The following is a 25,629-nucleotide window of genomic DNA, read 5'->3' as shown; positions in this document are numbered from 1 at the left end:
GGGGGGCGCTCTGCGCCCCTTTCGCCGGCAAGCCGGCTCCCACAGGCCGTACGCGGTCCCTGTAGGAGCTGGCTTGCCTGCGATGGAGGGCAAAGCCCTCCCCTTGCTCAGCGTCAAAAACCCTGCGGAAAACCGAGGCCCAAAGAGGCCCACCGCTTTTCAATCAACCTTACCGACTGCCCATGTACACCAAAAATTTCGTCAACCCGTGCCCCGACTGGGCCACGGCGCTGCTCAACGGCTTCAGCCAGGTGCTGCTGCTGCGCAACCCCCTGTGCGGCCTGTGCTGCCTGCTGGCCATCCTGCTGACCGCCCCCAACCTGGTCGGCGGCGCCCTGCTCGGCGCCCTTGCAGGCCTGCTCACCGCCCAGCGCCGCGGCTACGACCGCGCCGACCGCCAGGCCGGGTTGTACTGTTACAACGGCGTGCTGATCGGCATCCTGATCAGTGCGGTACTGCCGTGGTCAGCGATCATGCCGCCGCTGATCCTCGCAGCCGGTGGGCTATCGAGCATCATCACCCACCAATGGCGCAAGCGCGGTGGCAAGTTGCTGATCGCTTATACGGCGCCGTTCGTGCTGTTGGGCTGGGGCGCTTTGCTGATCGCTGAACCCTCGACGGCTGTCTTTGCCGAGCCAGACCCGCTGTACGCCCTGGCGCGCGGTGTCGGCCAGATCTTCCTGCTTGATAATCCATTCGCCGGGCTGCTGATCATCGTCGGCATGTTCATCGCCAGCCCCTACGCGGCTATGTGGGCCGTGATCGGCTCTGCCATCGGGGGCGGCGTCGCGCTGCTCATCGACCAGACGCAGGTGGCCTGGATGGGACTATACGGCTTCAACGCAGCGCTTGCGGCACTGGCCTTCAGCCGCCAGAGTGAAAAACCCTGGGTGACGTTGTTGGCAATTGCCCTGGCCCTGTTGCTGCAAGCGCTGTTGAACTTGATGCCGATTTCAGGACTGACAGCCCCCTTTGTACTGGCCTGCTGGCTAATGCATTCAGGTAACCAGTTCTGGCAACTTTTACTGCGGCGATACTCCTGGCGTCTACCCAATTGATGACTGAAGCACATCGGACGTGCCGGTCTCTCACAGACAAGCAGTCATATTTAATAGACGTCGCCGAAAACGAACACCCGATTCACAATTTCCTCCCGCTTCTGCTGCTCCCTGACTAGAATCATCTTACGCTCAATATCGCCAATTTCACTGCCCTGGGCACGCTGGTGATTAGCAATCCACTGGTCAGGCCCAATCGGCTGCTCAACCGGACTTATTTGCGATCCCCCATCTTTTTGCCGAAACTCTCCATGCTTATTAATGGTTGGTAATGGTGACACCAAGCTTTCGTCTAATGAACGTTCTTTTACGACTTCTGCAGAAACAGGTTCCACACGCACAGCCCTTCCCGGAATTTTTTTGAAATTCAGGGCAAATCGATCATTTGTCACGGGCTTGACTACCATCCTTTGCTGTGGGGGAGGCGAATTGCTTCTGCCACCCCATGTTCCGCCCGTCGGGTCTGAGCGATTGACCGGATCACCTTCGCAATATGCATAAGCATTCAGCCCGCCCTTATCAAATGGACTTAATGCATCCTGGCTTAAAAACCTCATCAGCGATGGGCTATATAGCCGGTATCCATTACCCAGTGGGTAGCTGTGGGTAAGATCATTCAACCATTGTCCCTGAAAGCCCAACCCACCAAGCTCCCTGCTTGCCATATATCCGTAAACCGTATAGCTCAGAGTTGCTTGAGCCTTGCCGAGCTCGCCAACCACACTGGCCGTAAGATCTGATTGCAGAATCAAAGACTGAAATTGTTTTTTGTTCATAGCATCCTCTGCTCGGATAGGTACCCACATCACATTGTGACCATCGCCAGCAAAGTTGAAACTGACAAATTTATCAGGTCGCACAGGTCAAGACCCTCTATGCTTGGCGCTTACATTACTGGAACAGGTACCATGTCCACCCCACAATCCCTGCGCGAACGGCTCTACGTCATCGTCTTCCAGACCGACACCGTCGCCGGGCGCCGCTTCGACAAGACCCTTCTGCTGATCATCCTTGCCAGCCTGGTCACGGTGATCCTCGACAGCATCGACGAAATACACCAAGGCTACGCCGGCCTGCTCGCTGCCATCGAATGGGGCTTCACCGCGATCTTCCTGGCCGAATACCTCACGCGCCTGTACTGCTCGCCCAAGCCCCTGCGCTACGCCTTCAGCTTCTACGGCCTGGTCGACCTGCTGGCGATCGTCCCCGGGGTCATCGCCCTCTATTACAGCGACGCGCAATACCTGCTGATCATCCGGGTCATCCGCATGCTGCGGATCTTCCGCGTGCTCAAGCTTGGCCAGTACCTCAAGCAGGCCAACTACCTGATGGCCGCGCTGCGGGGCAGCAAGCAGAAGATCATCGTGTTCCTGGTCACTGTCTCGACCCTGGTGACGGTGTTCGGCACCTTGATGTACGTGATCGAAGGGCCGGAGCACGGCTTTACCAGCATTCCCAAAGGCATCTATTGGGCCATTGTCACCCTGACCACGGTAGGCTTTGGCGATATCGTGCCGAAGACGCCGCTGGGGCAGGTGCTGTCGTCACTGGTGATGATCACCGGTTATTCGATCATCGCCGTGCCTACCGGCATCTTTACCGCCGAATTGGCTAACGCCATGCGCGGTGAACAGTTGCAGCATGACTGCCCAACCTGCCGCAAGAGCAGCCACGAACACGATGCGTCATTCTGTTCGCGCTGCGGCAATGGGCTATTTCCCAAGCAGTGATGCTGCCTGTGCCGGCCCTTTCGCGGGTAAACCCGCTCCCACAGGGAACGCGCACTGCTCAGGCCTGTGGTGATCCTGTGGGAGCGGGTTTACCCGCGAAAGGGCCGGCACAGGCAGAAGCATAACCAAAGTCGTTTTTGTTCTTTAACCCGCATAAACCCAGCCGCTATAGTCGCTGGCAATCTGCCCCAATAACCTTCAAGAACAAGGAAGCAACGTGAAAAAACTCTTCACCGCCTCGCTGCTCGCCGCAGGCCTGGCCCTCGGCAACCTCGCCCAGGCCGCCCCGACCCTGCTCAACGTCTCCTACGACGTGATGCGCGACTTCTACAAGGACTACAACCCGGCCTTCCAGAAACACTGGGAAGCCGAGCACAACGAGAAGGTCAATGTGCAGATGTCCTTCGGCGGCTCGAGCAAGCAAGCGCGCGCGGTGATCGACGGCCTGCCGGCCGATGTCATCACCATGAACATGGCCACCGACATCAACGCCCTGGTCGACAACGGCAAGCTGGTGCCGGACAACTGGGTCACCCGCCTGCCGAACAACAGCGCGCCGTTCACCTCGGCCACCGTGTTCATCGTGCGCAAAGGCAACCCCAAGGCACTGAAAGACTGGCCAGACCTGCTCAAGGACGGCGTACAAGTGATCGTGCCCAACCCGAAAACCTCGGGTAACGGCCGTTACACCTACCTCTCGGCGTGGGGCTATGTGCTCAAGCAAGGCGGTGACGAGACCAAGGCCCGCGATTTCGTCGGCAAACTGTTCAAACAGGCGCCAGTGCTGGATACCGGTGGCCGCGCCGCGACCACCACCTTCATGACCAACCAGATCGGCGACGTACTGGTGACCTTCGAAAACGAAGCCGAAATGATCGCCCGCGAGTTCGGCCGCGACCAGTTCGAAGTGGTCTACCCAAGTGTTTCGGCCGAAGCCGAGCCACCGGTGAGCGTGGTCGACAAGGTGGTGGCGAAAAAAGGTACCCAGGCCGTGGCCGAGGAATACCTGAAGTACCTGTGGTCGCCAGCGGCACAAGAAATCGCTGCAAACAACTACCTGCGCCCACGTGATCCGGCGGTGCTGGCCAAGTACACCGACCGCTTCCCGAAAGTGGACTTCCTGTCGGTGGAAAAAACCTTTGGTGACTGGCGTACCGTGCAGAAGACCCACTTCAACGACGGTGGTGTGTTCGACCAGATTTACAGCGGGCAGTAACTTACAAACACAGTCCTCACCGTACGGCTACTGATAGTTCTAGGAGTAGCCGTACTTCAGAAACTTGACAGCATGGGCCTCATTACTCAATGAGGCACTCACATGCGTAAATTCCTTTTAATCTCCGCGCTCGCCCTTGCAGGCCTCAGTACGGCCATTTCTGCAGACTCCCACCGCCTTTCGCCGCCTGTCACGCTCCCACTGAACCACCCGGGCATCCTGGTTGACACCGCACTTTTGAATCTCGTCAAAGCCCGATTGGACACGCAGCCTTGGAAGGATGCCTTTGCGCAAGCCAAAGACAGTAAATGGGCCGCTGAGGACTACAAGGCCACCCCCTTCGCCACAGTTGAATGCGGCTCAGGCTCCACTAATCCGCGCGTTGGCTGCTTTGAAGAAATGGATGACGCAGCGGCGACGTACACACAGGCGTTGCTGTGGTCGTATACCGGTAATCCTCAATATGCCGCGAATGTTAGAAGCGTTCTGCTGGCGTGGGCAACGACGCTCACGGGCGGACATCAGGCAAGTAATGGTCCATTGCAAGCTGCCTGGACCGCCGCACTCTTTACCCGGGGCCTTGAAATCGTCGATGAAGGCTACACCGGTTGGTTGCCGGATGAACGGGCGAAGGTTAAGAAAATGCTCACAGAGCAGCACCTCCCAAATATCAAGCAGATGTTCATCTCTGGCTCGCTGTGCCATAACAAGAACTGGCATGCCACCGCGATTGAGGCAATGACCAATATCGGTATCGTCACGGATGACCGCGCGTTATTCGACGAAGCCATCGAGCGCTGGCATCAACTCGTACCTGCTTACATTTATGACGAGCAAGACGATAACAGGCCGCCCAATGCGCCGTGGTGCAAACTCGATGACGATCGGATCGAGGCGCACTGGCACTTTCCCACTCACTACGTGAAGGGCCTTAGCCAAGAAACCTGCCGTGACCTCGCTCACACTTCGATGGGCTTGGCAGCCATCATCAATGTCGCAGAAACCGCCAGGCTGCAGGGCGTCGATTTGTATAGCAAAGAGCAGCAACGCATCGTCGCAGCGCTGGAACTGCATAGCGCGCAGATGAATGGCAACATCCCGCAGCCGCTCTGCAAGGCGCCTATCCGCGACAACATCAGCGGCACCTTCGAAATTGCCTACAACCATTACGCACTGCGCAAAGGGGCCAACCTGCCCGAGACGCAAACATTTCTGGCCAAAGTACGCCCACAAGTTGGCGCGTTTCACCTGCGCTGGGAAACGCTCACCCATGGGCTGACGGGCTCGCTGCAAGGCGATCGCTGACCCATTCACACCCACATCGAACTTTCGCGACGCTGAACGGCTCAGTTTCTGGAGTAACCCTGCCCCGCTCATCCCGGCCCAAGGAGTACTCCAGTGCTGCGCTACCTCACCACCCTGCTGCTCGGCTGCCTGCTGAGCACCCACCTACTGGCGGCCGACCCCGCCCCCACCGAAGCACAACCTGCCGAACCGGAGCCGGTACTTCAGGGCGGCCTGCTCGGTGCCTTGGCCGACGGCCTGGACAGTGCCGCCCAGGAGCTTGACCTGGATGCCCACCTGGTTGACGCCTGGCGCCTGCGCACCGACCGTGCGGCACAGGAAATGGAACGCCTGGTCGATCGCCATTCGGCCAGTGACTCGCTCACCCTGGCAGGTAACTTCATCCTGCTGACATTCACTTGGGCCGCGGCCTTCGCAGTGCTCACCACCCTTGGTCGCTGGGGCGCCACGCGCAGCGCCCGCACGGCATGGCTGCGCGACCGCCCGCGCGCCAGCAGCCTGCTCGGCTACCTGCTGCCCTATACGCTTCCCGCCCTGGCCAGCTTGCCGCTGACCTTGTATGTCAGCCGCTTCCTTGACCCATCGATCGCCCGCGCCCTGGGCCTGAGCCTGGCGTACGCCACCAGCAGCGGCCTGTTCTCTACCTCGATCATCCTGTGCCTGATCACCCTGTTCGATGCCGGCCACAAACGCCCGGCCGTGGCAGTGATCAAACGCCTGGCACCGCGCCCGCTGTTCCTGATCGGCTTCCTGGCTGCCTGGAGCGATGCGCTGACCAGCCCTCAGATCGCCCGCCAGTTAGGCGGCAACATCACCGCCAGCATCGCGGTATTCACCGGCCTCACCGCCACAGTCATCTTTGCCAGCCTGGTGATTCGCCTGCGCCGCCCGGTTGCCCACCTGATCCGCAACCGCGCCTTCAAGGACCGCCTGCAACACCGGGCGGTGCAGGAAACCCTGCGCATCTTCTCGGTGGTGTGGTATTTGCCGATCCTGCTGATGATCCTGGTCTCGGCCATTCACCTGATCGGCGCTGGCGAAGAAAGCCAGAAGGCGCTGCAAAAAGCCTTGCTGACCACGGTGCTGCTGGTGTCCACGGTTTTTCTCAGTACTTTGCTGCAACACCTGTTGGCGCCCCGCGAAGCCGATGCTGGGCAACGGGTACGGCCTTACAAGGAACTGCTGCGCAGCCTGGCCCACGCGCTGCTGCGCATTGCCATGGCGGTGGCCTTCATCGAACTGCTGGGGCGTATCTGGGGCGTCTCGGTGATCGGCTTCGCCCTGAGCAACCGCCTGGGCCAGGCCATCAGCAATTCGCTGTCGAGCATCGGCCTGATCCTGCTGGTCACCTGGCTGCTCTGGGTGGTGCTCGACACCGCCATCCAGGAAGCACTCAAACCAGCGCCCGGGCGCCGTACCGCGCGCCAGCCGAGCACGCGGGTGCGGACCATCCTGCCCATGCTGCGCAATGCCATCAAAGTGGTGCTGATCGTCATCTGCACCATCACCACCATGGCCAACCTGGGCATCAACGTCGCGCCGCTGCTGGCCGGTGCCGGGGTGATCGGCCTGGCCATCGGCTTTGGCTCGCAGCAACTGGTGCAGGACGTGATCACCGGGCTGTTCATCTTGATCGAAGACACCATTTCGATCGGCGACTGGGTGGTGCTCGACTCCGGCCACGCCGGCACTGTCGAAAGCCTGACCATCCGTACCCTGCGCCTGCGCGACGGCAAGGGGTTTGTGCACTCGGTGCCGTTTGGCCAGATCAAGGCGGTTACCAACCAGTCGCGGCAGTTCGCCTATGCGTTTTTCTCGGTGCAATTCACCTACGACAGCGATGTGGACCAGTCGCTGGCGCTGATCCATGAGGTGGGGCAGTCGATCAGCGACGACCCGCTGCTGCGCATCAACCTGCAGGGGCCGTTGCAGGTATTCGGGGTGGACCGCATGGACTTGAACGGGTTTGTGCTGACGGCGCAGTTCCGCACCATTTCCGGTGGGCAGTATGCGGTGAGCCGCGCGTTCAACGAGCGGCTGAAGAAGCGGGTGGACCAGACGGAGCAGGTGAGCTTTGCCCAGGTGTATCCGCTGCCTATGCGTGGAGTTTCAGCGTGATGCAGGCTTCACCGGCCCCTTCGCGGGCAAGCCCGCTCCCACAGGGCTCTATTGCGCTCGAATGTTGAGCTGATCCTGTGGGAGCGGGCTTGCCCGCGAAGGGGCCGGCAAAGCAAGCCTCAACCCTGCCGGAATACCAAGGCTTTAAGGCCCCCAGCCGGATCCGCATCAGGAAACTCCGGCGGGTTCTCCAGCCGCTCGACAAAAGCCAACGCCGGCGCCTGCTCGGCCATGCCTTCGATCAAAAACTCTGGCCCGATCGCCGGGTCGTTCACACAGGCCAGCACGGTCCCGCCCTCACTCAGCAGCTCCGGCAACCGCCGCAGAATCTTCGCGTAATCCTGGGTCAGCACAAAGCTGCCCTTCTGGAAGGTGGGCGGGTCGATGATGATCAAGTCATAGGGCCCGTACTTACGCACCTTGCCCCAGGACTTGAACAGCTCATGCCCCAGGTACGCCACCCGTGACGCATCGTGGCCATTGAGCCGGTGGTTGTCTCGCCCGCGGGACAACGCCGACTTGGCCATGTCCAGGTTCACTACCTGCTCCGCCCCACCCGCAATGGCCGCTACCGAGAAACCGCAGGTATAGGCAAACAGGTTGAGCACCCGCTTGCCTGCTGCCTGTTCGCGTACCCAGCGTCGGCCATAGCGCATGTCCAGGAACAGGCCATTGTTCTGACGTACGCCCAGGTCCAGCAGGTAAGTCAGGCCATCCTCGACGACCTCCCGCTGCTGGCACGGCTCGCCCCACAGCCATTGGCCGGGGCTGTCCGGCAGGTAGCGGTGCTGGATGAGGATGGCCTGGCCATGCCATTGCGGGCGCTGGGCGAGGTTACGCAGCATGGCCTCCAACTCTTCCAATTGGCCTTCAGGCGGCTCACGGAACAGCGCCACCGACAGCACGCCTTGCAGCCAGTCCACTGTCACCTGCTCAAGGCCCGGCCAGCAGCGGCCACGGCCGTGGAACAGGCGACGGGTTTCCTGTGGGGCGGGGTCGAGGGCGGCGAGCAGGTGTTGCTCAAGGGTCTGGATCGGCGAGGTCATGGCGGGTCGCAAGCTGGAAAAAGCGGCATTCTACCCTTGCGGGCCTCTTCGCGGGTAAACCCGCTCCCACCCGTACTGCACCGCTTCGAAGGACAGCACGATACCTGTGGGAGCGGGTTTACCCGCGAAGAGGCCCGCAAGGTCACCTCAATGTTTGGCTGCAACCCGCGCAGAACTAAACCACCACCCCTGCTGCATCCCCGCCGCTGCCAGCAGAATCAGTGCCACGCCCAGCCATTGCAACGGTGCCAGCCGGTGCCCAAAGGCCACCCAGTCGACAAGAATTGCCGCAATCGGGTAAACGAACGACAGCGCGCCAGTCAGTGCGGTAGGCAAGCGCTGGATAGCGCTGTACAGCAACACATACATCACCCCGGTATGAACGATGCCGAGGGTCACCAGGCTGGCCAGCGCCGAAGTCTCACCCGGCAACCCACCCAGCTTGGCCCACGGCGCCAGCAGCAGCACGCCGGTGGCAACCTGGATCAATGCAATCAGGTGCGGTGGCGTACCTTTAAGGCGCTTGATGATCAACGCAGCGATTGCATACAAAAACGCCGCGCCCAGCGCTAGGCCAATACCCAGCAGATAATCCTCGCCACTGCCCTGCCCCACGCCATGGGCGCTGACGATAGCCAGCATGCCCAGGAAGGCAACGCTCAACCAGGTGACCTTGGGCAAGGTGATCTTCTCGCCCAGAAACACAGCCGCCAGGCCCACCAGCATGAACGGTTGGACGTTGTAAACGGCGGTGCCGATGGCGATCGAAGCGCGTGAATAAGAGGCGAACAGCAACACCCAATTGCCGACGATGGCCACACCGCTGGCAATCGCCAGCACAAACGCCGTGCGGCCGATCACACCCGGTTTGAGAAAGCCCAAGGCCGCGCAGATCACCAGCAACGTGCCGGTACCGAACACGCACCGCCAGAACACCACGTCGAGTACTGGCTGGCCCGACACCAGCACGAACCAGCCGATGGTCCCGGAAATCAGCATGGCAGCGACCATTTCCAGCGAGCCACGGCGCAATGAACTGTCCATCTCACACCTCCGTTGATAATGGCAACAGTATGCAAAGGGTGGCGGGGGACCTTCCAGCGGATATCAAAGGCGCATCCGCCAGCTTGCCTTTACTATCAAGGCAAATCACCCGAATAGCCTGATGAGGTTACGCATGACCGATGCTATCGACCAACTGCTGATCAACGCGTTGATGGAAGACTCGCGGCGCTCACTCAAGGCCCTGGCGCAGATCAGTGGCTTGTCTGCCCCCAGCGTCAGCGAGCGTTTGCGCCGCCTGGAAGAACGCGGCGTCTTGCGCGGTTACACCGTTGATGTCGACCCACGCAGTTTTGGTTACCAGTTGCAGGCGATCGTGCGTATTCGCCCGCTGCCGGGGCAGTTGCAGGAAGTGGAGCGGCAGATCATTGCGATCCCTGAATTCACCGAATGCGACAAGGTGACCGGCGAGGACTGCTTCATTGCGCGTTTGCATGTGCGCTCGATGGAACAGCTCGACACCCTGCTCGACCGGATCAATGTGCTGGCCGAAACCAACACCGCGATCATCAAGAAGAGCCCGGTGAAGCGACGCCTGCCGCCGATGGGCTGAACCTGCCTCGAAGTGGTCGGCACAGGCAAAAGCTGACTATTTTTTGTACACATAAATGTCACCATAGGTGCCATTTTTGTGTGCACTTTTCTCAGCCTCGCCCCAATACGTTACACCCTTCACGCCACTAATTTTGACCAATTGATCAACTAACAAAACGATCAAAAAATAAAAGCTGTTTAGTTGGTCAATTTTTATTTCATTAATTTCATTTAGTTAGCGTTAAACAAGACGAAATCAAAATAATGGCAACTTGAACGTCGCTTTTCGGCTGGCATGGAACTCGCTTTTGTGTGTTCGTGTTTTGTATACAAGTTAGGCAAAACATAAATACACAAGAACCCGCGACGCCGCCCTACCCGTCGGCCGCCGCGCCCAGAACCCAGTGATGCCAACGCTGCACCGACGAGATGGCGAGCCCGTGCGCATTGCCCGCTCATCGCAGTCCACGTGCATCAGGAGCCTGCCGGAATGCGTACAAGCCTCGACCTTGCCCCTGAACTTTCCGTCGCCAGCAGCAACCCCATCTCCACACTTGCCGGCCCTGCGCCAGCACTTGAACTGAGCCCACGCCTGCACAACCGCGACCTCGCCCCAACACGGGCCGAAGGTCGGCGCTGGGGCGGTTACAGCATCTTTGCGTTATGGACCAACGATGTGCACAACATTGCCAACTACTCGTTCGCCATGGGGCTGTTCGCCCTCGGGCTGGGCGGCTGGCAGATACTGGTGTCGCTGGCCATTGGTGCGGCGCTGGTGTACTTCTTCATGAACCTGTCCGGTTACATGGGGCAAAAGACCGGTGTACCGTTTCCGGTCATCAGCCGCATTGCCTTCGGTATCCATGGTGCGCAAATACCGGCGTTGATCCGCGCGGTCATTGCCATTGCCTGGTTCGGCATCCAAACCTACCTGGCCTCGGTGGTGCTGCGCGTGCTGCTGACCGCCGTGTGGCCGCAACTTGCCGTCCACGACCAGGACAGCATCCTTGGCCTGTCGAGCCTGGGCTGGGTCTGCTTCGTGGCAATATGGCTGGTGCAGTTGGTGATCCTCGCCTACGGCATGGAGATGGTGCGCCGCTACGAGGCCTTCGCCGGCCCGGTGATCCTGCTCACCGTCGCCAGCCTGGCGGTGTTCATGTACTTCAAGGCCGACGCGCGTATCGCCTGGTCGGTGGCGGCGCCGCTGACCGGTTACGAGATGTGGCGCAACATCTTCGCGGGCGGTGCCCTGTGGTTGGCGATCTACGGCACCCTGGTGCTCAACTTCTGCGACTTCGCCCGCTCTTCGCCCTGCCGCAAGACCATCCGCGTCGGTAACTTCTGGGGCTTGCCGGTGAACATCCTGGTGTTCGCGATGATCACCGTGGTGCTGTGCGGCGCGCAGTTCCAGATCAACGGCCAGATCATCGACAGCCCGACGCAGATCGTCGCCAGCATCCCCAACACCCTCTTCCTGGTCCTGGGTTGCCTGGCCTTCCTGATCGTCACGGTGGCCGTGAATATCATGGCCAACTTCGTCGCCCCAGCCTTCGTGCTCAGCAACCTGGCGCCACGCCACCTGAACTTCCGTCGCGCGGGGCTGATCAGCGCCACCCTCGCGGTGTTGATCCTGCCCTGGAACCTGTACAACAGCCCGCTGGTGATCGTGTACTTCCTGTCGGGCCTGGGCGCCCTGCTTGGCCCGCTGTACGGGGTGATCATGGCCGACTACTGGTTGCTGCGCAAAGGCTGCATCAACGTGCCGCAGCTGTACAGCGAAGACCCGGCCGGCGCCTATCACTACACCAAGGGCATCAACCTGCGCGCCGTGGCCGCGTTTGTGCCGGCCGCAGTGCTGGCCATCGTGCTCGCCCTGGTACCCAACTTCCATAGCGTGGCGCCGTTCTCCTGGCTGATCGGTGCCGGCATCGCCGCGGCCCTTTACCTGCTGATCGCGCCACGCAACCGCCACTACCTGGATGTCAGCGGTGAGTGCATCGCCGTTGACCACAGCAGCCACTGATCAGGGAGAACTGCCATGCGTATTCTGATTGCCAACGTCAACACCACCGAAGCCATCACCGAGGCCATCGCCGAGCAGGCGCGCGCCGTTGCCGCGCCAGGTACCGAAATCATCGGCCTGACCCCGTGGTTTGGCGCCGAGTCGGTGGAAGGCAACTTTGAAAGCTACCTGGCGGCCATCGCGGTGATGGACCGGGTGCTGGCCTACGATGGGCCCTACGATGCAGTGATTCAGGCCGGCTACGGCGAGCACGGCCGCGAAGGCCTGCAAGAGCTGTTGAACGTGCCCGTGGTGGACATCACCGATGCTGCCGCCAGCACGGCCATGTACCTGGGCCACGCCTACTCGGTGGTGACCACCCTGGACCGCACCGTGCCCTTGATCGAAGACCGCTTGCGGCTTTCCGGCCTGTACGACCGCTGCGCGTCGGTGCGCGCCAGTGGCCTGGCCGTGCTCGAGCTGGAAGCCGACCCGCAGCGTGCCGTGGAAGCTATCGTCGAGCAGGCCGAGCGCGCAGTGCGCGACGACAAGGCCGAGGTGATCTGCCTGGGTTGTGGTGGCATGGCGGGGCTGGATGAGCAGATCCGTCAACGCACCGGCGTGCCGGTGGTGGACGGTGTAAGTGCGGCGGTAACCATTGCCGAGTCGCTGGTGCGGATGGGGTTGAGTACGTCCAAAGTGCGGACCTATGCCACGCCGAGGGTGAAGAAAGTGGTGGGCTGGCCGATGCGCTTCGGTCGGTAAGATTCAGGTGCCTTAAGTGGCCCTAACGCCGGCAAGCCGACTCCCACAGGATGACCACAGGCCGGAAGGTTCTGAGACACCTGTGGGAGCAACTGTCTTGTGGTGCTTGTTCCGGCCTCATCGCTGGCAAGCCAGCTCCCACAGGTGCGGCGCTAGACTTGAAGGCTACATAGTTCGGGTGGGAGCTGGCTTGCCAGCGATAGGGCCGGTCCAGTCAGCGCAACATTCTGGCCAACCGCTCCCCACTGCCACAGGCCAACGTAAAACCCAGTGCCCCATGCCCCACGTTCAGCCACAGGTTCCGATACGCCGTCGCCCCAATGATCGGCACCCCGGTAGGCGTCGCTGGTCGCATCCCCGCCCATTCCACCGCCTGCCCGTAGTCGGCGGCGTTGGGCAGCGTATCCAGCGCCAGCCGGCGCATGCTGTCGAGTCGGCGCGCATCCACCGCTTCATCGTAACCGACGATATCCACCATCGCCGCAACCCGCAGGTGGCGGTCCAGGCGCGCATAGACGATCTTGCGCTCGTAGTCGGTAACACTGACCTCCGGCGCCCGATGCTCAGGGGCAATCGGCGCAGTCAGGCTGTAGCCCTTCAGCGGATAGACCGGCAACTTCAACCCCGGTAGCGCCAACCCCGCACTGCGATGACCCGCACACAACACCAGGCGCTGCACATCCACCTGCTCGCTGCCCAATTGCAACGCAACCACCCGATCGTGATGTGTGACCAGTTGAGTCACTGGCTTACCGAGCAAAAACTGGCACTGCCCGGATGCACGCAAGCGCTCGGCCAAGCGTACACAGAAGCGGTGACAGTCGGCGACTTCCTCATCAGGTGTGAGCACGCCCCCCACGAACGGCGCCCCGGCCAAGGCCGGCTCCAGGGCCTTGAGCTCGGTGGCATCGAGCACGCGTTGGCTGACAGGATCGAGCAGGCGCCTGCGCCCTTGGGCGAATGCCCGCTCACTGCGAAAGGCGACCAGCTTGCCGTTACGCCGCCAGGCAAAATCCGTCAGCCCATCCTCCTCGCGCCAGCGCGCCAGGGCGGCTTGGCTTTCCAGCGCCAACGCCAGCAGTTGTGCGCCATTGCGAGCATTGACACGGCTGCGACAGGCCATCATGAACGCCAGTAACCAGCGCCACTGCGCCGGGTCAAATCGCAACCGCAAACGCAGCGGCGAATCCCCCTGCAGCATCCAGCCCAGTGCCTGCCACGGCACACCGGCATCGGCCAATGGCGCCACATAGCGGTACGACAACTGCCCGCCATTGGCGAAACTGGTGGCAGACGCCAGGCTGTCCCGCGCCTCGATCAGTGCTACCGACAACCCTTCGCGCACCAGCGCATAGGCCGTCGCCAGGCCAATGACCCCCCCTCCAATGACCGTCACCTCGTGCTTCATGCATGGCCCCTGTTTCGGCTTCCTTGCCCAAACAGTAGCAGCGCATCAGCTCGGACAGCTATGGGCACCGTCATTGAGGCCCTGCCGCACATTGCGGCTGAGCAGGCTGGCCTTGCCGTCGTGCCAGGTCAGCGTGAGCACATACAGGGTGTCGAAATCGTCGCCGTTCCAGTCCTCGGTGATCACCCGCTCCTCACCCAGGGCCTTGCCGGCCACGGTATTGATGAGTTCTGGCAGGTAGCCGTGGGACCAGGCGGTGTAGACCGTCGCGTTGCGGTATTTGTCGCTCAGCAACTCTTCGGCCAGCGCGTCGGTGTCGTTGGCACCGTAGTCGATGTTCACCGGCAGGCCCAAGCGGATGGCGCTGGGGGTGATGGTCATCAGCGGGCGGATATAGCTGTAGCTCTCGTCCTTGCTGCCCTCCTCGACATGCCGCGACGGGTTGGCAGCGAACACGTAGTCGGCATTGCCAAAACGTTCTGGCAGCAACGTGGCCAGGTCCAATGCCCGGTTGAGGCCTTGACAGTTCAGTTGCCCCAGCCCCTCGCCCGGTTTCTCGGCGTGGCGCAGGAAGACCAGGGTCTGGGTGCCATCGACCGGCTGCGCACGGCTTTCGACAGCATCCAACGCCAGCGGTATGGCCACAGCTGTGAGCGCGAGGCTCAACAGCAAGTGGCGACGACGGCGGAGAAAGGTTGGCAACTTCATCAAGGCAGGCTCTTGTGGCAGAGAAAATCGGGTTGACCCGCCACGTTGCCCTGCGTCGCAGCCGCAGGGCGTCCTTGTAGTGAGTGCCATCCCTGGCAACGAGTGAGGGTCAGAGTGCCGTCAACCCGTTTGGTTCCTCCCTGAGCGTGATTGCCGTTCCCTAGGCAAGGCCAACGTTAGAGGATGTGTGTTGCTGAATTATGTCCTGATCAGGCCAATACGCGCGCAAGCAGCGGCTAAGGTAGGTTGCCTGCGTTGATCGCAGAGGTTGGAACGATAATGGTTACACCAAACACCTGCTCGATTACCTGCCTAGGGCCTTGATTCAGGCTCCAGGTAAAGAAAACAAGAAAGCCGAGCAAAAATACGAAGAGGACCGACCCCACGAGACTCTGCGCCACCCCCAGCCAAAACCCTGGTTTGGTATTTCTGATTTCGCTGCTGGCTTTGTCGGAATAATACTGCTCGAGCTCTACAGCCTGCGCGGCTATCGACGCATCAAGAAACCCCTGAGCAAGCTGGCTGGCCTGGTTGCGATAGCTTTCAAGCTGGGTGGGGCTATTGCTGACATCGTGGAAAGGCGCCAGGTCTTCGTCTTTGGGTTCCCTGTCATGCTTGACCTTGAAGGCCTGGATGAATTCGATCTTCTGCCTCTTGTACAACGAATAGGCAATGATACCCAGCGTATCTTGCTCATTCTCTACAAGGACCGAGTAGATGTGGTTGTAACAGCCATCGGCCATCTGGCTGTTACTCCTTGCGCAACCGTGAATACGCCGCGTTGAATGCTGCTTTCAATTCCGAGCGAGATTTTTGGGTACAGGTGAGGACGCCTGCCAATTCGCGCGGTAGCGAAATCTCCATTCGGGCGCCGGACGCCACCAACAAGGCATTTGCCTCTCGCACCACTCGCGAGGAAAAATGCGATTTCATAGCCATGCCCTCTTCACTCAAGTCATGTTGAAGAGTAACCATCCTTGAATGACTGCTCAATCAGACGGGGGCCGACAAGGCGTGTAATCCTTTTCCTATCTGGCGTAGGACTGGATTATTCAATCATCCCGCGTCAGCACTTCCAGCAGCTCAATCTCAAACGTCAAATCCGAATTTGGCGGGATCGCCCCCACACTGCGCTCGCCGTACCCCAGGTGCGCCGGCACCTGCAGTTTGCGTTTGCCGCCGACGCGCATGCCCATCAGGCCCTGGTCCCACCCTTTGATCACGCGCCCCGTGCCGATCACGCACTGGAAGGGCTTGCCGCGCGACCAGGATGAATCGAACGTGTTGCCGTCGGCCAGCCAGCCGGTGTACTGGGTGGTGATCAGGGCGCCTTTGACGGCGGCTTTACCGTCGCCTTCGACGAGGTCGATGATCTGCAGTTCGCTGCTCATGGGCATGCTCCAACGCTGAAAAAATCAAAGCCGCCCTTTTCTCAGGTATGCACCGGTTTGGCAAGTTCTCGCGGCGTTCCATGCTGACGCATGGACCACAGCACGCCGCCAATCACCAGAATGATCGCTGCCGCCTCTAGTACGCTCGGCCCGGTCTGCCGCCAAAGGAAAGCATAAAGCAGGGCGAACAAGGTCTCGAAGACGATCAGTTGGCCGCTCAGGGTGAGTGGCAGACGCTTGGAGGCGGCGTTCCACAGCGCCATGGCCAACCACGAACCCAGCACCGCGCAGCCCAGGCTGGCCGCCCAGAACAACCACCAGCGCCCCATCGGCGCGTCCACCTGCAACTGTTGCGGCTGCCACAGGGCCAGAGCTGCAACCATCACCAGGCTGGCCAGCCCGGTCATCACCCCACACAGCACCGACCACTGATGGCTGTCGAAATGCCCGCATTGTTTGAGGTAACGGCTGTTCTGTACCGCGTACCAGGTCCAGCAGGCCAGGGCGGCCAATGCGTAGAACAGGCCCAGGAGCTTGTCACCGATGTCGCCGGGGGCGAAGGCGAACGTCTGCAGGTTGATGCACAGCATGCCCGCCAGGATCAGCGCCAATGGGCCGATCAGCCGCGCCAGCGGTACCGCGCCACTGTCGTTGCGACCGTACAGGGTGATGGTCAGGGGCAGTACGCCGACAATCAGCGAAGCCGGCGCCACGCCCAGACGCTGGATGGCGGCCACCAGGAAAACGAAATAGACCAGGTTGCCGATGACGGCCAGGCGTAACAGCATCCACGCGTCGTGCAGGGTCAGCTGACGCAGCTGGCGGGCCATGGGCAGTGCCAGCAGCAGCGAGATGACCCCGACCATGACATAGCGCACGCTGCTCAGCAGCATCGGGTTGAACTCAGGCAGCAGCTCAGGGACCATCAACACCATGCCCCACAACGCACCGGCCATGCCGGCGTACATCACACCGCGTTTCACGTCTGCGATCCTCGTTTGAATTGGGCGCAGGCTACTGGTTGTGCGGGGGGGAGGCAATGATTTGGGGGATGCGGGTGGGGTTGCGGGGGCATGTCTTGGGGTTTGCAGCGCCTGGGAGATCGAGCGCCGCCCGCGCGGCGCTTCGCAGCACAAGGCTGCTCCTTTTGTTTCGGGCCAATTAGTCCTGGGGCATTGGCGCGCGGCCCCTTGGCGCACACCATGATATCGCGTCGGACCAACAAGGCGGTCGCGCGCCGCCCCCACAGGCGTGACTGGCCCGAAACAGATGTGGGAGCAGCCTTGTGCTGCGAAGCGCCGCGCGGGCGGCGCTCGATCTCACAGGCGCTGCAAACCCCAAGGCATGCACCTCAGGCACCAAAAACATCCCTCAGATAAACACCTGCCCCCGCAGATACAACGCCGCCCGCCCGCTGATAATCACCCGCCCATTGCCCGGCACCTCGCACAGCAACTGCCCCTTGCGCACCCCGCCCTGCTCGCAGCTCAGCACATTCTTGCCCAGCCGCTCGGCCCACAACGGCGCCAGCGAGGTGTGCGCCGAGCCCGTTACCGGGTCCTCGTTCACGCCCACCCGCGGGCCGAACCACCGTGTGACAACATCAAACCCGCGCCCCGCCGCAGTCACGGCGACCCCGCGCACATCAAAGGCCGACAGGGCGACAAAATCGGGTTTCAACGGGCCCAGCAACGACGCGTCATCGATCACCACCACCAAGTCATCGCTGCGGTACACCGCACGCGCACTGCTCAGGCCCAGCGCCTCTAACAGGCCCGCTGGGGCCTGCACCGCTTCCGGCTGCTTGGCCGGGAAATCCATCGCCAGCAGCCCGTCGGCGCCACGGCTGACGCGCAACTCGCCGCTGCGGGTATTGAACCGCAACACGGGCGCCTGCACACCCAACTGCTCGAACAACACATAAGCCGAGGCCAAGGTGGCATGGCCGCACAGGTCGACCTCGACCGTCGGGGTGAACCAACGCAGGTCGTATGCCTCACCGTTACGCACGAAATAGGCGGTTTCGGACAGGTTGTTCTCTTCGGCGATGCGTTGCAGCACATCGTCCGGCAGCCAACTGTCCAGCGGGATGACTGCCGCCGGGTTGCCACCGAAAGGCTCAGCGGAAAACGCATCGACCTGGAAGATCTCGAGTTGCATGCACACACTCCTTGTTGGCCGGGACGCTGCCGGGCTCATGGGTGAAAAGAGTCAGTTTCGTACCGGGGTCAGCACCGGCTCACCGGCAAAGAACGCCTGCAGATTGCGCACTACCAACGTCACCGTGTCGCGCGCGGCCTCCGGCGACTGGCCCGCCACATGGGGCGTCAGTACCGTGTTGCCGAGCGCCTTGAGGGCATCGGGCACTGCCGGCTCGTCGTCGAATACGTCCAGGCCGGCACCGGCAAGCTGGCCGCCCGCCAGCGCCGCCACCAGGGCCTGGGTGTCCACCACGCTGGCACGGGCGATGTTGACCAGGTAGCCCTCGGCGCCGAGGGCTTTGAGCACCGGTGCATCGACCAAGTGATGGGTAGCGGCGCCGCCTGGCGTGGCCACGACCAGAATGTCGACGGCATCGGCCAGGTGCAGCGGGCTGTCGTACCAGGTGTACGGCACATCCGGGCGCGGCGTACGGCTGTGGTAGCTGATGCTCATGTCGAAGCCAAGGTTGGCACGCTTGGCGATCGCCAGCCCCACCGCGCCCAGGCCGAGAATGCCCAGGCGCTTGCCGCTCACCGACGGGCTGATCACACGGTTCCACTCGCCACGGCGGGTACTGGCATCGGCACGGGGAATGTCGCGCAGCAGCGCCAGTACCATTGCCAGGGTATGGTCGGCGACCGCGGCGGCATTGGCCCCGGCACCGTTGGTCACCGTAATACCGCGCGCGGCGGCGGCGGCCAGGTCGACCTGCTCGTAGCCGGCACCGATCACGCAGATGATCTGCAAGTGGGGCAGCGCCTCGATTTCCGCGGCAGTCAGGCCCAATGGGCCCCGGGTGAGCACGGCATCGATTTCGCGGGCGTGGCGCTGGATGGCTTCGGTACGCAGTTGCGGCGACGGAGCGCGGATCAGCCGATAACCCGCCTGTTCCAGCAGAGGCAGGTAATCGTCGACGGTTTCCACCAACACCAGGACTGTCTTGCTCATGCCACCTCCGCGTCTGATCGAAGGGGCATTATGCGTAATCAGCGGGCGGTACAGTCAATCGATAAATCAGCAGAAAACTGTACTGTACCGGGCAACTTACTGGGCGAACGCCCGCCCAAGGCCACCGGGTACACCGCTGCTGTCGGTGTCCTGCCATGGGCCATCGGGGCTCAGTGACCAGCTCCAGCCCCCGTCGTAGTGGTAGTAGGTGCGCTGGCGGTAGAAGGTGTTGGGTTTTTTCTCTAGCACGTACACGCCCAGCTTAGGGTCCCAATGGCTGGAACCACCCGGCGGCGGTGCAAAGCTGGCGGACGTGCGGGGCATCGGCTTGGGCGTCGCTGCGGGTTTGCTCGGTTGGGTCGAAGGCTGCCCGCCCGGCAACGGCTTGACCACCGGCCCCTGGTGCGGTGGTAGCCGCTCGATCGGTGGCGCGGGCTGCTCGTAAGGTTCATGCACCGTACACGCGGACAAACCCAGGGCCAGGGTGATCAGAGTCAGGCGGACGGTGCTGTGCATGGCAATGCTCTCTTACGGGTCTGGGCTGTCGATGGTCAGGTGTTGCGTGGCCTGGGTGGCAGTGGCCAGTGGCGAACCCTGGCCGATCCACTCGCCATGAGTGGGCTGGCCGGCACGCGACACACGGGCAACGAGTTGGACTTCAGTAAAGTCCGACAGTTTCATCTGCGGCATCATCGCGTCGGCATCGGACAACTCCACCTCAATCGGCAACTGCGCCACGGTCACCCGCTTCGCTGCCACGGGCATGGGCGGGCCATTACTGGCACGGGCAAAAATGAACACCGTGTCGTCGGGCTTGACCTTGTCTTTGAGCGCCGCTGCCAGCTCCACACGCACCTTCAGCCGGGCAGCCACGGGTGTGACGGTTTGGCCAGGCTCACCGCCCAGGCGCTCGGCAGCTCGGTCGATACCGCCTTGCAAGGCGGCGCGCGAGGCATCGCCTTCAGGCAGTTGTGCCAGCAGGCGCTTCCAATAGTCGATGGCTTCCTGGTAACGCTCACCCTCGAACGCAGCAATGCCGCGCAGGCCCAGGCTGGTCACTTCGTTCGGGTCAGCCTTGAGGGCTTCATCGGTCAACGCCTGCAGTTGCGGGTTCCACTGTTTATCGGCGGCAAAGTACTGCGCTTGGGCCCATTGCCCCAGCAACTCGGGCTGACGGCCCGCCAGGGCCACGGCACGTTCGAAGGTACGCGCCGCATCGCCCGGGCGCTGTTCGGCCATGTAGGCACGCCCAAGGAAATACAGGGCTTCGGCGGAATCCGGCTGGGCCTTCACCACACGCTCAAGGCGCGTGGTCATCTCTTCCATGGTCTTGGGCGCCTGGGCAAATTCCTGGGTCAGTTCGACTTTGTCCGCCGCACCAAAGTGCAGGTACAGCCCCAACGCCATCAGCGGCACCAGCACCGCCGCCAACAGCGGCAGCGCTTTGCCCAGATGGCCTTGGCGCGCGGCCTCGCCCCCTTCGGTGTCAGCCAGCAGTTCACGGGCCGCTTCGTCACGGCCCTTGGCCAATTGCACGTCATCGAGCACACCGGCGGCTTGCTGCGCAGCCAATTCGGCCACGCGCTCCTGGTACAGGGCGACGTTCAGGGCGGTGCGGTCTTCCTCTTGCTGACGGCGACGGCCACGCAGGATCGGGATCAGCAGAAAGCTGAGGGCAGCGAGCAGCAGCAGGCCCGCGCTAAGCCAGAATTCAATCATGGGTCTGTTCTTTTTCCAGCAGTTTGGCGAGACGCTCGCGTTCGTCGACGGATAGCTCATGCGCACCTTGGGCCGCTGCACCGCGGCGGCGGCGAACGATCACCAGCAGCACCACGAAGCCACCGGCCAGCAGGATCCCCGGGCCGAACCACAGCAACCAGGTGCGCCCGCTGAGCGCGGGCTTGTAGCGCACGAAGTCGCCATAGCGGTCGACCATGAAGTCGACGATCTGCTCGTTGTTCTTGCCTTCGCCCAGCATGCGGAAGATTTCGCGGCGCAGGTCGGCGGCAATCGGTGCATTGGAGTCGGCGATGTCCTGGTTCTGGCACTTAGGGCAGCGCAGCTCTTTGGTCAGTTGCTGATACCGCTCACGCTCGGCGTCATCGCGGAACTGGTAGGTATCGATGGCCGCCCTGGCCACGCCCGCCACGCCCAGGCCCAGGCCCAACCCCAGTACGGCTGCTGCCAGCCCGCGCTTCATGGCTTGGCCTCATCGACCAGGCCCTGATACAGCGGCGCCAGCTGCTCGCGCCAGACGCTGGCATCGACAATGCCCACGTGCTTGTAGCGGATGATGCCCTTGGCGTCGATCAGGAAGGTTTCCGGCGCGCCATACACGCCCAGGTCCAGGCCTAGGGTGCCCTGCTCATCGCGGATATCCAGCTGGTAGGGGTTGTGGAACTCGGCCAGCCACTTCAGCGCCGCGCCATTGTCATCCTTGTAGTTGACCCCGTGGATCACCACACCCTGCTCGGCCAGCTGGTTCAGGTACGGGTGCTCGACCTTGCACGACGGGCACCAGGTCCCCCACACGTTGACCAGCGCCGGGCGGCCCAACAGGTCGGCCTGGGTCAAATTGCGATCACCTTGCACCGAGGCCAGGGAGAACGCCGGGAAGGGCTTGCCGATCATCGCCGAAGGCAGTTCGTCGGGCTTGAGGAACAAGCCTTTGTAGAGGAAAACCGCCACCAGCAGAAACACCGCCAGTGGCACCACCATGATCCAACGCTTCATGCAGCTGCTCCAGACACGCCCAGGACATCACGCACCCGGGTCTTGACCTTGACGCGGTAACGCCGGTCGAGGGCCGCCAGCAACCCGCCCAGGCCGGTCAGCAGACCGCCCAGCCAGATCCAGCGGACATAAGGCTTGATATGCACACGCACCGCCCAGGCGCCGTTTTCCAACGGCTCGCCCAGGGCCACGTACAGGTCGCGGGTGAAGCCGGCGTCGATGCCGGCTTCGGTCATCATCGACTGTTGCACGGTGTACAGCCGCTTCTCAGGGTGCAGCGTGGTCACTTCGCGACCGTCGCGAGACACCACCACGGTGCCCTTGTCGGAAATGAAGTTCGGCCCCTCGAAGTGCTTGGCACCCTGGAACAGGAAGTGATAACCGCCAAGCTCCACGCTTTCGCCCGGCGCCATGCGCAGGTCGCGCTCGGCACTGTTGTTGCTCGACAACACCACGCCCAGCGCGCACACCGCCAGGCCCAGGTGTGCCAGCTGCATGCCCCAGTAGCTGCGGGTAAGGCCGCGCATGCCTTTGGCCAGGCCCTTGTGGCGGGTCTTGTCGAGCACATCACGCAACCCGCTGAGCACGACCCAGGCCGCCAGGGCAAAGGCCGTCAGCGTTGGCCAGTCGAAGTCGTCGACGATGAAGCCCGCGACCGGGGCGAGCACTGCGCTGCCGATCAGTACCGGGGTCATCATGCTTGCCAGCCATTTGCCGGGCGTGTCCTTCCAGCGCACCACCACGCCCACCCCAAGCACCACCATCAGCAGTGCCATCAGCGGCAGGAACAACGCATCGAAGTATGGCGGGCCGACCGACAGCTTGGCCCCGGTCAGGGCATCGAGCACCAAGGGGTACAGGGTGCCCAAAAGGATCATCGAAGCCGCCACCACCAGCACCAGGTTATTGGCCAACAGCAGCGTCTCGCGCGACCACAGGGCAAAGCCGACCTGGCTCTTGACCACCGGCGCACGCAGGGCGAACAGGGTGAGCGAGCCACCCACCACGAACAGCAGGAAGATCAGGATGAACACGCCGCGTGACGGGTCAGCGGCAAAGGCATGCACCGAGGTCAGCACCCCGGAACGGACCAGGAAGGTGCCCAGCAGGCTCAACGAGAAGGCTGCGATCGCCAACAGCACGGTCCAGCTCTTGAACACGCCACGCTTCTCGGTCACCGCCAGCGAGTGGATCAAGGCTGTGCCCACCAGCCAAGGCATGAACGAGGCGTTTTCCACCGGGTCCCAGAACCACCAGCCGCCCCAACCCAGCTCGTAGTAAGCCCACCACGAGCCCAGGGTGATGCCCACGCCGAGGAAGGCCCAGGCGACGATGGTCCACGGCCGCGACCAGCGTGCCCAGGCGGCATCAAGGCGCCCGCCAAGCAAGGCGGCGATGGCGAAGGCAAAGGCCACCGAGAAGCCCACGTAGCCCATGTACAGCATCGGCGGGTGGACGATCAGGCCGATGTCCTGCAGCAACGGGTTGAGGTCACGGCCATCGGTCGGCACTTGCGGCAGCAGGCGCTGGAACGGGTTGGAGGTGATGATCAAAAAGCTCAGGAAGCCCACGCTGATCATGCCCATTACCGCCAGCACACGGGCCAGCATGACTTGCGGCAGCTGGCGCGAGAACACCGACACGGCGAAGGTCCAGCCGCCCAGGATCAACGCCCACAGCAGCAACGAACCCTCGTGCGCGCCCCACACGGCACTGAATTTGAAGTACCAGGGCAAAGCGCTGTTGGAGTTGCTGGCGACGTAGGCGACCGAGAAGTTGTCGGTCATGAAGGCATGGGTGAGGCAGGCAAAAGCAAAGGTCAGGAAGGCGAATTGCCCCCAGGCCGCCGGGCGTGCCAGGCTCATCCACAGGCTGTCGCCGCGCCAGGCGCCGAGCAGCGGCACACTGGCCTGCACGGCGGCAAAGCAGATGGCCAGGATCATCGCCAACTGGCCGAGTTCGGGTATCACCAGTGCCGCGTTCATGGTTTGGCCTCCGCGCCGGCGGCGGCTTGGCCGCTTTCTTTCAGGGCCTTGGTGACCTCGGGCGGCATGTATTTTTCGTCGTGCTTGGCCAGCACTTCATCGGCCACCACCACACCCTCGGCATTGAGCTTGCCCAGGGCAACGATGCCCTGCCCTTCGCGGAACAGGTCGGGGAGGATGCCGCGGTAGGTGATCGGCACCGACTTGTTGAAGTCCGTGACAACGAAACGCACGTCGAGCGAGTCGGCCGAACGCTGCACCGAGCCTTTTTCGACCATGCCACCGGCACGGATACGGGTATCCTGCGGCGCCTCGCCGTTGGCGATCTGGGTGGGGGTGTAGAACAGGTTGATGTTCTGCTGCAAGGCGCTCAGGGCAAAGCCGACGGCAATCCCGACACCGACCAACAGGCCGACGATGAGCAACAGGCGTTTCTTGCGCTGCGGATTCACTGGTTGTTCTCCCGGCGCAAACGGCGCGCCTCTTCTTGCAGGTAGCGACGGCGGGCCAGCAGCGGCGCGGCGACATTCAGCGCCAGCACCGCCAGGCAGATGCCATAGGCCGTCCACACGTACAGGCCATGGTGGCCCATGGCGAGAAAATCACCGAACGAAGCAAAACTCATCGTGCGGCCCTCCGCCCCAGGCTGTTCAATACTTCCTCCTTGACCCAACTGGCGCGTGCCTCGCGCTTGAGCACTTCAAGGCGCATGCGCATCAACAGCACCACGCCGAAGAAGCAGTAGAAACCCAGCGCCGTGCACAGCAGCGGCAACCACATTTCGGCAGGCATCGCCGGTTTTTCAGTCAGGGTGAACGTGGCGCCCTGGTGCAGGGTGTTCCACCACTCCACTGAGTACTTGATGATCGGGATGTTGATCACACCGACAATCGCCAACACCGCACAGGCCTTGGCCGCGCTGTCACGGTTACTGATTGCCTGGCCAAGCGCAATGATGCCGAAGTACAGGAACAGCAGAATCAACATCGACGTAAGGCGGGCATCCCACACCCACCAGCTGCCCCAGGTCGGCTTGCCCCAGATGGCACCGGTGACCAGCGCCACGGCGGTCATCCAGGCGCCGATCGGTGCTGCGCACTGCAGGGCGACGTCGGCCAGTTTCATCTTCCACACCAGCCCCACCACCCCGGCCACCGCCAGCAGCACGTAGCAGGACTGTGCCAGCATCGCCGCCGGCACATGGATGTAGATGATGCGGAAACTGTTGCCCTGCTGGTAGTCCTGGGGCGCGAATGCCAGGCCCCAGGTGATGCCCACCAGCAACAGCGCAAGGGAGGCAATGGCCAGCCACGGCAACATACGGCCGCTGATGGCATAGAACCATTTGGGGGAACCGAGCTTGTGGAACCACGTCCAACTCATTTTCATCAGGGTACATCCAGGGTATTAGCCAGGCT

At 62.2% G+C, this 25,629-nt stretch carries 26 protein-coding genes; 8 read left to right on the top strand and 18 right to left on the bottom strand.

The window, feature by feature from the left end:
- Positions 1 to 182 precede the first annotated feature (182 nt).
- The gene (locus AC5PZ0_RS00755) at positions 183 to 1,058 is read left to right on the top strand and encodes an urea transporter (RefSeq protein WP_493854106.1); all 876 of its coding nucleotides are present in this window, start codon (positions 183 to 185) and stop codon (positions 1,056 to 1,058) included.
- A gap of 50 nt (positions 1,059 to 1,108) precedes the next feature.
- Here the strand turns inward: AC5PZ0_RS00755 and AC5PZ0_RS00750 are convergent, their stop codons facing one another.
- Positions 1,109 to 1,834, bottom strand: coding sequence for an RHS repeat-associated core domain-containing protein (locus tag AC5PZ0_RS00750; protein WP_493854105.1), 726 nt, complete (start codon positions 1,832 to 1,834; stop codon positions 1,109 to 1,111).
- 132 nt (positions 1,835 to 1,966) lie between these two features.
- Between AC5PZ0_RS00750 and AC5PZ0_RS00745 the strand changes: the two genes are divergently transcribed.
- From AC5PZ0_RS00745 to AC5PZ0_RS00730, 4 genes are all read left to right on the top strand, one after another.
- Entirely contained in the window at positions 1,967 to 2,788 is an 822-nt protein-coding gene (locus tag AC5PZ0_RS00745; protein ID WP_493854104.1) for an ion transporter, read from the top strand.
- A 217-nt stretch (positions 2,789 to 3,005) separates the two neighbouring features.
- Entirely contained in the window at positions 3,006 to 4,004 is a 999-nt protein-coding gene (locus tag AC5PZ0_RS00740) for a sulfate ABC transporter substrate-binding protein (protein ID WP_085272522.1), read from the top strand.
- 102 nt (positions 4,005 to 4,106) lie between these two features.
- Positions 4,107 to 5,309, top strand: coding sequence for an alginate lyase family protein (locus AC5PZ0_RS00735; RefSeq protein WP_493854103.1), 1,203 nt, complete (start codon positions 4,107 to 4,109; stop codon positions 5,307 to 5,309).
- Between the two features lie 93 nt (positions 5,310 to 5,402).
- Positions 5,403 to 7,427 carry a mechanosensitive ion channel family protein gene (locus AC5PZ0_RS00730; RefSeq protein ID WP_493854102.1) on the top strand — a complete coding sequence of 675 codons (2,025 nt, stop codon included), beginning with the start codon at positions 5,403 to 5,405 and terminating at the stop codon, positions 7,425 to 7,427.
- 119 nt (positions 7,428 to 7,546) lie between these two features.
- Here AC5PZ0_RS00730 and AC5PZ0_RS00725 read toward each other — a convergent pair whose 3' ends face one another.
- Entirely contained in the window at positions 7,547 to 8,473 is a 927-nt protein-coding gene (locus tag AC5PZ0_RS00725) for a class I SAM-dependent methyltransferase (protein ID WP_493854101.1), read from the bottom strand.
- A gap of 147 nt (positions 8,474 to 8,620) precedes the next feature.
- Positions 8,621 to 9,517, bottom strand: coding sequence for a DMT family transporter (locus tag AC5PZ0_RS00720; RefSeq protein ID WP_493854100.1), 897 nt, complete (start codon positions 9,515 to 9,517; stop codon positions 8,621 to 8,623).
- 133 nt (positions 9,518 to 9,650) lie between these two features.
- Between AC5PZ0_RS00720 and AC5PZ0_RS00715 the strand changes: the two genes are divergently transcribed.
- From AC5PZ0_RS00715 to AC5PZ0_RS00705, 3 genes are all read left to right on the top strand, one after another.
- Positions 9,651 to 10,088, top strand: a complete 438-nt coding sequence (locus tag AC5PZ0_RS00715) for an Lrp/AsnC family transcriptional regulator (RefSeq protein ID WP_027592981.1) — start codon at positions 9,651 to 9,653, stop codon at positions 10,086 to 10,088.
- A 471-nt stretch (positions 10,089 to 10,559) separates the two neighbouring features.
- On the top strand, positions 10,560 to 12,092 hold the full coding sequence (locus AC5PZ0_RS00710) for an NCS1 family nucleobase:cation symporter-1 (protein WP_493854099.1): 1,533 nt from the start codon (positions 10,560 to 10,562) through the stop codon (positions 12,090 to 12,092).
- A gap of 15 nt (positions 12,093 to 12,107) precedes the next feature.
- The gene (locus tag AC5PZ0_RS00705; RefSeq protein ID WP_027592983.1) at positions 12,108 to 12,836 is read left to right on the top strand and encodes an aspartate/glutamate racemase family protein; all 729 of its coding nucleotides are present in this window, start codon (positions 12,108 to 12,110) and stop codon (positions 12,834 to 12,836) included.
- Positions 12,837 to 13,050: 214 nt separating this feature from the next.
- On the opposite strand, the gene AC5PZ0_RS00700 is transcribed toward AC5PZ0_RS00705, so the two are convergent.
- From AC5PZ0_RS00700 to AC5PZ0_RS00630, 15 genes are all read right to left on the bottom strand, one after another.
- The gene (locus tag AC5PZ0_RS00700) at positions 13,051 to 14,244 is read right to left on the bottom strand and encodes a D-amino acid dehydrogenase (RefSeq protein ID WP_493854098.1); all 1,194 of its coding nucleotides are present in this window, start codon (positions 14,242 to 14,244) and stop codon (positions 13,051 to 13,053) included.
- Positions 14,245 to 14,289: 45 nt separating this feature from the next.
- Entirely contained in the window at positions 14,290 to 14,952 is a 663-nt protein-coding gene (locus tag AC5PZ0_RS00695; RefSeq protein WP_027592985.1) for a hypothetical protein, read from the bottom strand.
- Positions 14,953 to 15,188: 236 nt separating this feature from the next.
- Complete coding sequence (locus AC5PZ0_RS00690) at positions 15,189 to 15,695, bottom strand: hypothetical protein (RefSeq protein ID WP_099428663.1); 507 nt, start codon at positions 15,693 to 15,695, stop codon at positions 15,189 to 15,191.
- A gap of 309 nt (positions 15,696 to 16,004) precedes the next feature.
- Positions 16,005 to 16,343, bottom strand: a complete 339-nt coding sequence (locus AC5PZ0_RS00685) for an FKBP-type peptidyl-prolyl cis-trans isomerase (protein ID WP_493854097.1) — start codon at positions 16,341 to 16,343, stop codon at positions 16,005 to 16,007.
- 41 nt (positions 16,344 to 16,384) lie between these two features.
- On the bottom strand, positions 16,385 to 17,326 hold the full coding sequence (locus tag AC5PZ0_RS00680) for a DMT family transporter (RefSeq protein WP_493854096.1): 942 nt from the start codon (positions 17,324 to 17,326) through the stop codon (positions 16,385 to 16,387).
- A gap of 388 nt (positions 17,327 to 17,714) precedes the next feature.
- A complete protein-coding gene (locus tag AC5PZ0_RS00675) occupies positions 17,715 to 18,503 on the bottom strand; it encodes a PhzF family phenazine biosynthesis protein (protein ID WP_493854095.1) in 789 nt (262 codons plus the stop codon).
- 51 nt (positions 18,504 to 18,554) lie between these two features.
- On the bottom strand, positions 18,555 to 19,493 hold the full coding sequence (locus AC5PZ0_RS00670) for a 2-hydroxyacid dehydrogenase (RefSeq protein WP_493854094.1): 939 nt from the start codon (positions 19,491 to 19,493) through the stop codon (positions 18,555 to 18,557).
- A gap of 96 nt (positions 19,494 to 19,589) precedes the next feature.
- Entirely contained in the window at positions 19,590 to 20,009 is a 420-nt protein-coding gene (locus tag AC5PZ0_RS00665) for a hypothetical protein (RefSeq protein ID WP_493854093.1), read from the bottom strand.
- Positions 20,010 to 20,021: 12 nt separating this feature from the next.
- Positions 20,022 to 21,212, bottom strand: coding sequence for a c-type cytochrome biogenesis protein CcmI (gene ccmI, locus AC5PZ0_RS00660; RefSeq protein ID WP_085272511.1), 1,191 nt, complete (start codon positions 21,210 to 21,212; stop codon positions 20,022 to 20,024).
- Positions 21,205 to 21,693, bottom strand: a complete 489-nt coding sequence (locus tag AC5PZ0_RS00655) for a cytochrome c-type biogenesis protein (protein ID WP_493854092.1) — start codon at positions 21,691 to 21,693, stop codon at positions 21,205 to 21,207. Before AC5PZ0_RS00655 ends, ccmI begins: the two co-directional genes overlap by 8 nt.
- Positions 21,690 to 22,226, bottom strand: a complete 537-nt coding sequence (locus AC5PZ0_RS00650) for a DsbE family thiol:disulfide interchange protein (RefSeq protein ID WP_027592993.1) — start codon at positions 22,224 to 22,226, stop codon at positions 21,690 to 21,692. Before AC5PZ0_RS00650 ends, AC5PZ0_RS00655 begins: the two co-directional genes overlap by 4 nt.
- Complete coding sequence (locus tag AC5PZ0_RS00645) at positions 22,223 to 24,196, bottom strand: heme lyase CcmF/NrfE family subunit (RefSeq protein WP_172960407.1); 1,974 nt, start codon at positions 24,194 to 24,196, stop codon at positions 22,223 to 22,225. The genes AC5PZ0_RS00650 and AC5PZ0_RS00645 overlap by 4 nt, the downstream gene beginning before the upstream one ends.
- Positions 24,197 to 24,207: 11 nt before the next feature.
- Positions 24,208 to 24,663: a cytochrome c maturation protein CcmE gene (gene ccmE / locus AC5PZ0_RS00640; protein WP_099428657.1), complete on the bottom strand. Its 456-nt coding sequence runs from the start codon at positions 24,661 to 24,663 to the stop codon at positions 24,208 to 24,210.
- On the bottom strand, positions 24,660 to 24,836 hold the full coding sequence (ccmD, locus tag AC5PZ0_RS00635) for a heme exporter protein CcmD (RefSeq protein WP_099428656.1): 177 nt from the start codon (positions 24,834 to 24,836) through the stop codon (positions 24,660 to 24,662). The genes ccmE and ccmD overlap by 4 nt, the downstream gene beginning before the upstream one ends.
- Positions 24,833 to 25,600 (bottom strand): heme ABC transporter permease, encoded by a 768-nt coding sequence (locus AC5PZ0_RS00630; RefSeq protein ID WP_027592997.1) that lies wholly within the window; start codon positions 25,598 to 25,600, stop codon positions 24,833 to 24,835. The genes ccmD and AC5PZ0_RS00630 overlap by 4 nt, the downstream gene beginning before the upstream one ends.
- Positions 25,601 to 25,629: the final 29 nt, after the last annotated feature.

Source organism: Pseudomonas sp. 5.2 (genome assembly GCF_059025405.1).
Note: the sequence above shows the minus strand (reverse complement) of the source record. Positions and strands in the feature narration are given on the sequence as shown.

Bases quoted from the DNA above. Each gene is read 5' to 3' on its own strand.
- AC5PZ0_RS00755 (WP_493854106.1), top strand. From the start codon at position 183: ATGTACACCAAAAATTTCGTCAACCCGTGCCCCGACTGGGCCACGGCG.
- AC5PZ0_RS00750 (WP_493854105.1), bottom strand. From the start codon at position 1,834: ATGAACAAAAAACAATTTCAGTCTTTGATTCTGCAATCAGATCTTACG.
- AC5PZ0_RS00745 (WP_493854104.1), top strand. From the start codon at position 1,967: ATGTCCACCCCACAATCCCTGCGCGAACGGCTCTACGTCATCGTCTTC.
- AC5PZ0_RS00735 (WP_493854103.1), top strand. From the start codon at position 4,107: ATGCGTAAATTCCTTTTAATCTCCGCGCTCGCCCTTGCAGGCCTCAGT.
- AC5PZ0_RS00725 (WP_493854101.1), bottom strand. From the start codon at position 8,473: ATGACCTCGCCGATCCAGACCCTTGAGCAACACCTGCTCGCCGCCCTC.
- AC5PZ0_RS00720 (WP_493854100.1), bottom strand. From the start codon at position 9,517: ATGGACAGTTCATTGCGCCGTGGCTCGCTGGAAATGGTCGCTGCCATG.
- AC5PZ0_RS00715 (WP_027592981.1), top strand. From the start codon at position 9,651: ATGACCGATGCTATCGACCAACTGCTGATCAACGCGTTGATGGAAGAC.
- AC5PZ0_RS00710 (WP_493854099.1), top strand. From the start codon at position 10,560: ATGCGTACAAGCCTCGACCTTGCCCCTGAACTTTCCGTCGCCAGCAGC.
- AC5PZ0_RS00705 (WP_027592983.1), top strand. From the start codon at position 12,108: ATGCGTATTCTGATTGCCAACGTCAACACCACCGAAGCCATCACCGAG.
- AC5PZ0_RS00700 (WP_493854098.1), bottom strand. From the start codon at position 14,244: ATGAAGCACGAGGTGACGGTCATTGGAGGGGGGGTCATTGGCCTGGCG.
- AC5PZ0_RS00695 (WP_027592985.1), bottom strand. From the start codon at position 14,952: ATGAAGTTGCCAACCTTTCTCCGCCGTCGTCGCCACTTGCTGTTGAGC.
- AC5PZ0_RS00690 (WP_099428663.1), bottom strand. From the start codon at position 15,695: ATGGCCGATGGCTGTTACAACCACATCTACTCGGTCCTTGTAGAGAAT.
- AC5PZ0_RS00685 (WP_493854097.1), bottom strand. From the start codon at position 16,343: ATGAGCAGCGAACTGCAGATCATCGACCTCGTCGAAGGCGACGGTAAA.
- AC5PZ0_RS00675 (WP_493854095.1), bottom strand. From the start codon at position 18,503: ATGCAACTCGAGATCTTCCAGGTCGATGCGTTTTCCGCTGAGCCTTTC.
- AC5PZ0_RS00670 (WP_493854094.1), bottom strand. From the start codon at position 19,493: ATGAGCAAGACAGTCCTGGTGTTGGTGGAAACCGTCGACGATTACCTG.
- AC5PZ0_RS00665 (WP_493854093.1), bottom strand. From the start codon at position 20,009: ATGCACAGCACCGTCCGCCTGACTCTGATCACCCTGGCCCTGGGTTTG.
- ccmI (WP_085272511.1), bottom strand. From the start codon at position 21,212: ATGATTGAATTCTGGCTTAGCGCGGGCCTGCTGCTGCTCGCTGCCCTC.
- AC5PZ0_RS00655 (WP_493854092.1), bottom strand. From the start codon at position 21,693: ATGAAGCGCGGGCTGGCAGCAGCCGTACTGGGGTTGGGCCTGGGCCTG.
- AC5PZ0_RS00650 (WP_027592993.1), bottom strand. From the start codon at position 22,226: ATGAAGCGTTGGATCATGGTGGTGCCACTGGCGGTGTTTCTGCTGGTG.
- ccmD (WP_099428656.1), bottom strand. From the start codon at position 24,836: ATGAGTTTTGCTTCGTTCGGTGATTTTCTCGCCATGGGCCACCATGGC.
- AC5PZ0_RS00630 (WP_027592997.1), bottom strand. From the start codon at position 25,600: ATGAAAATGAGTTGGACGTGGTTCCACAAGCTCGGTTCCCCCAAATGG.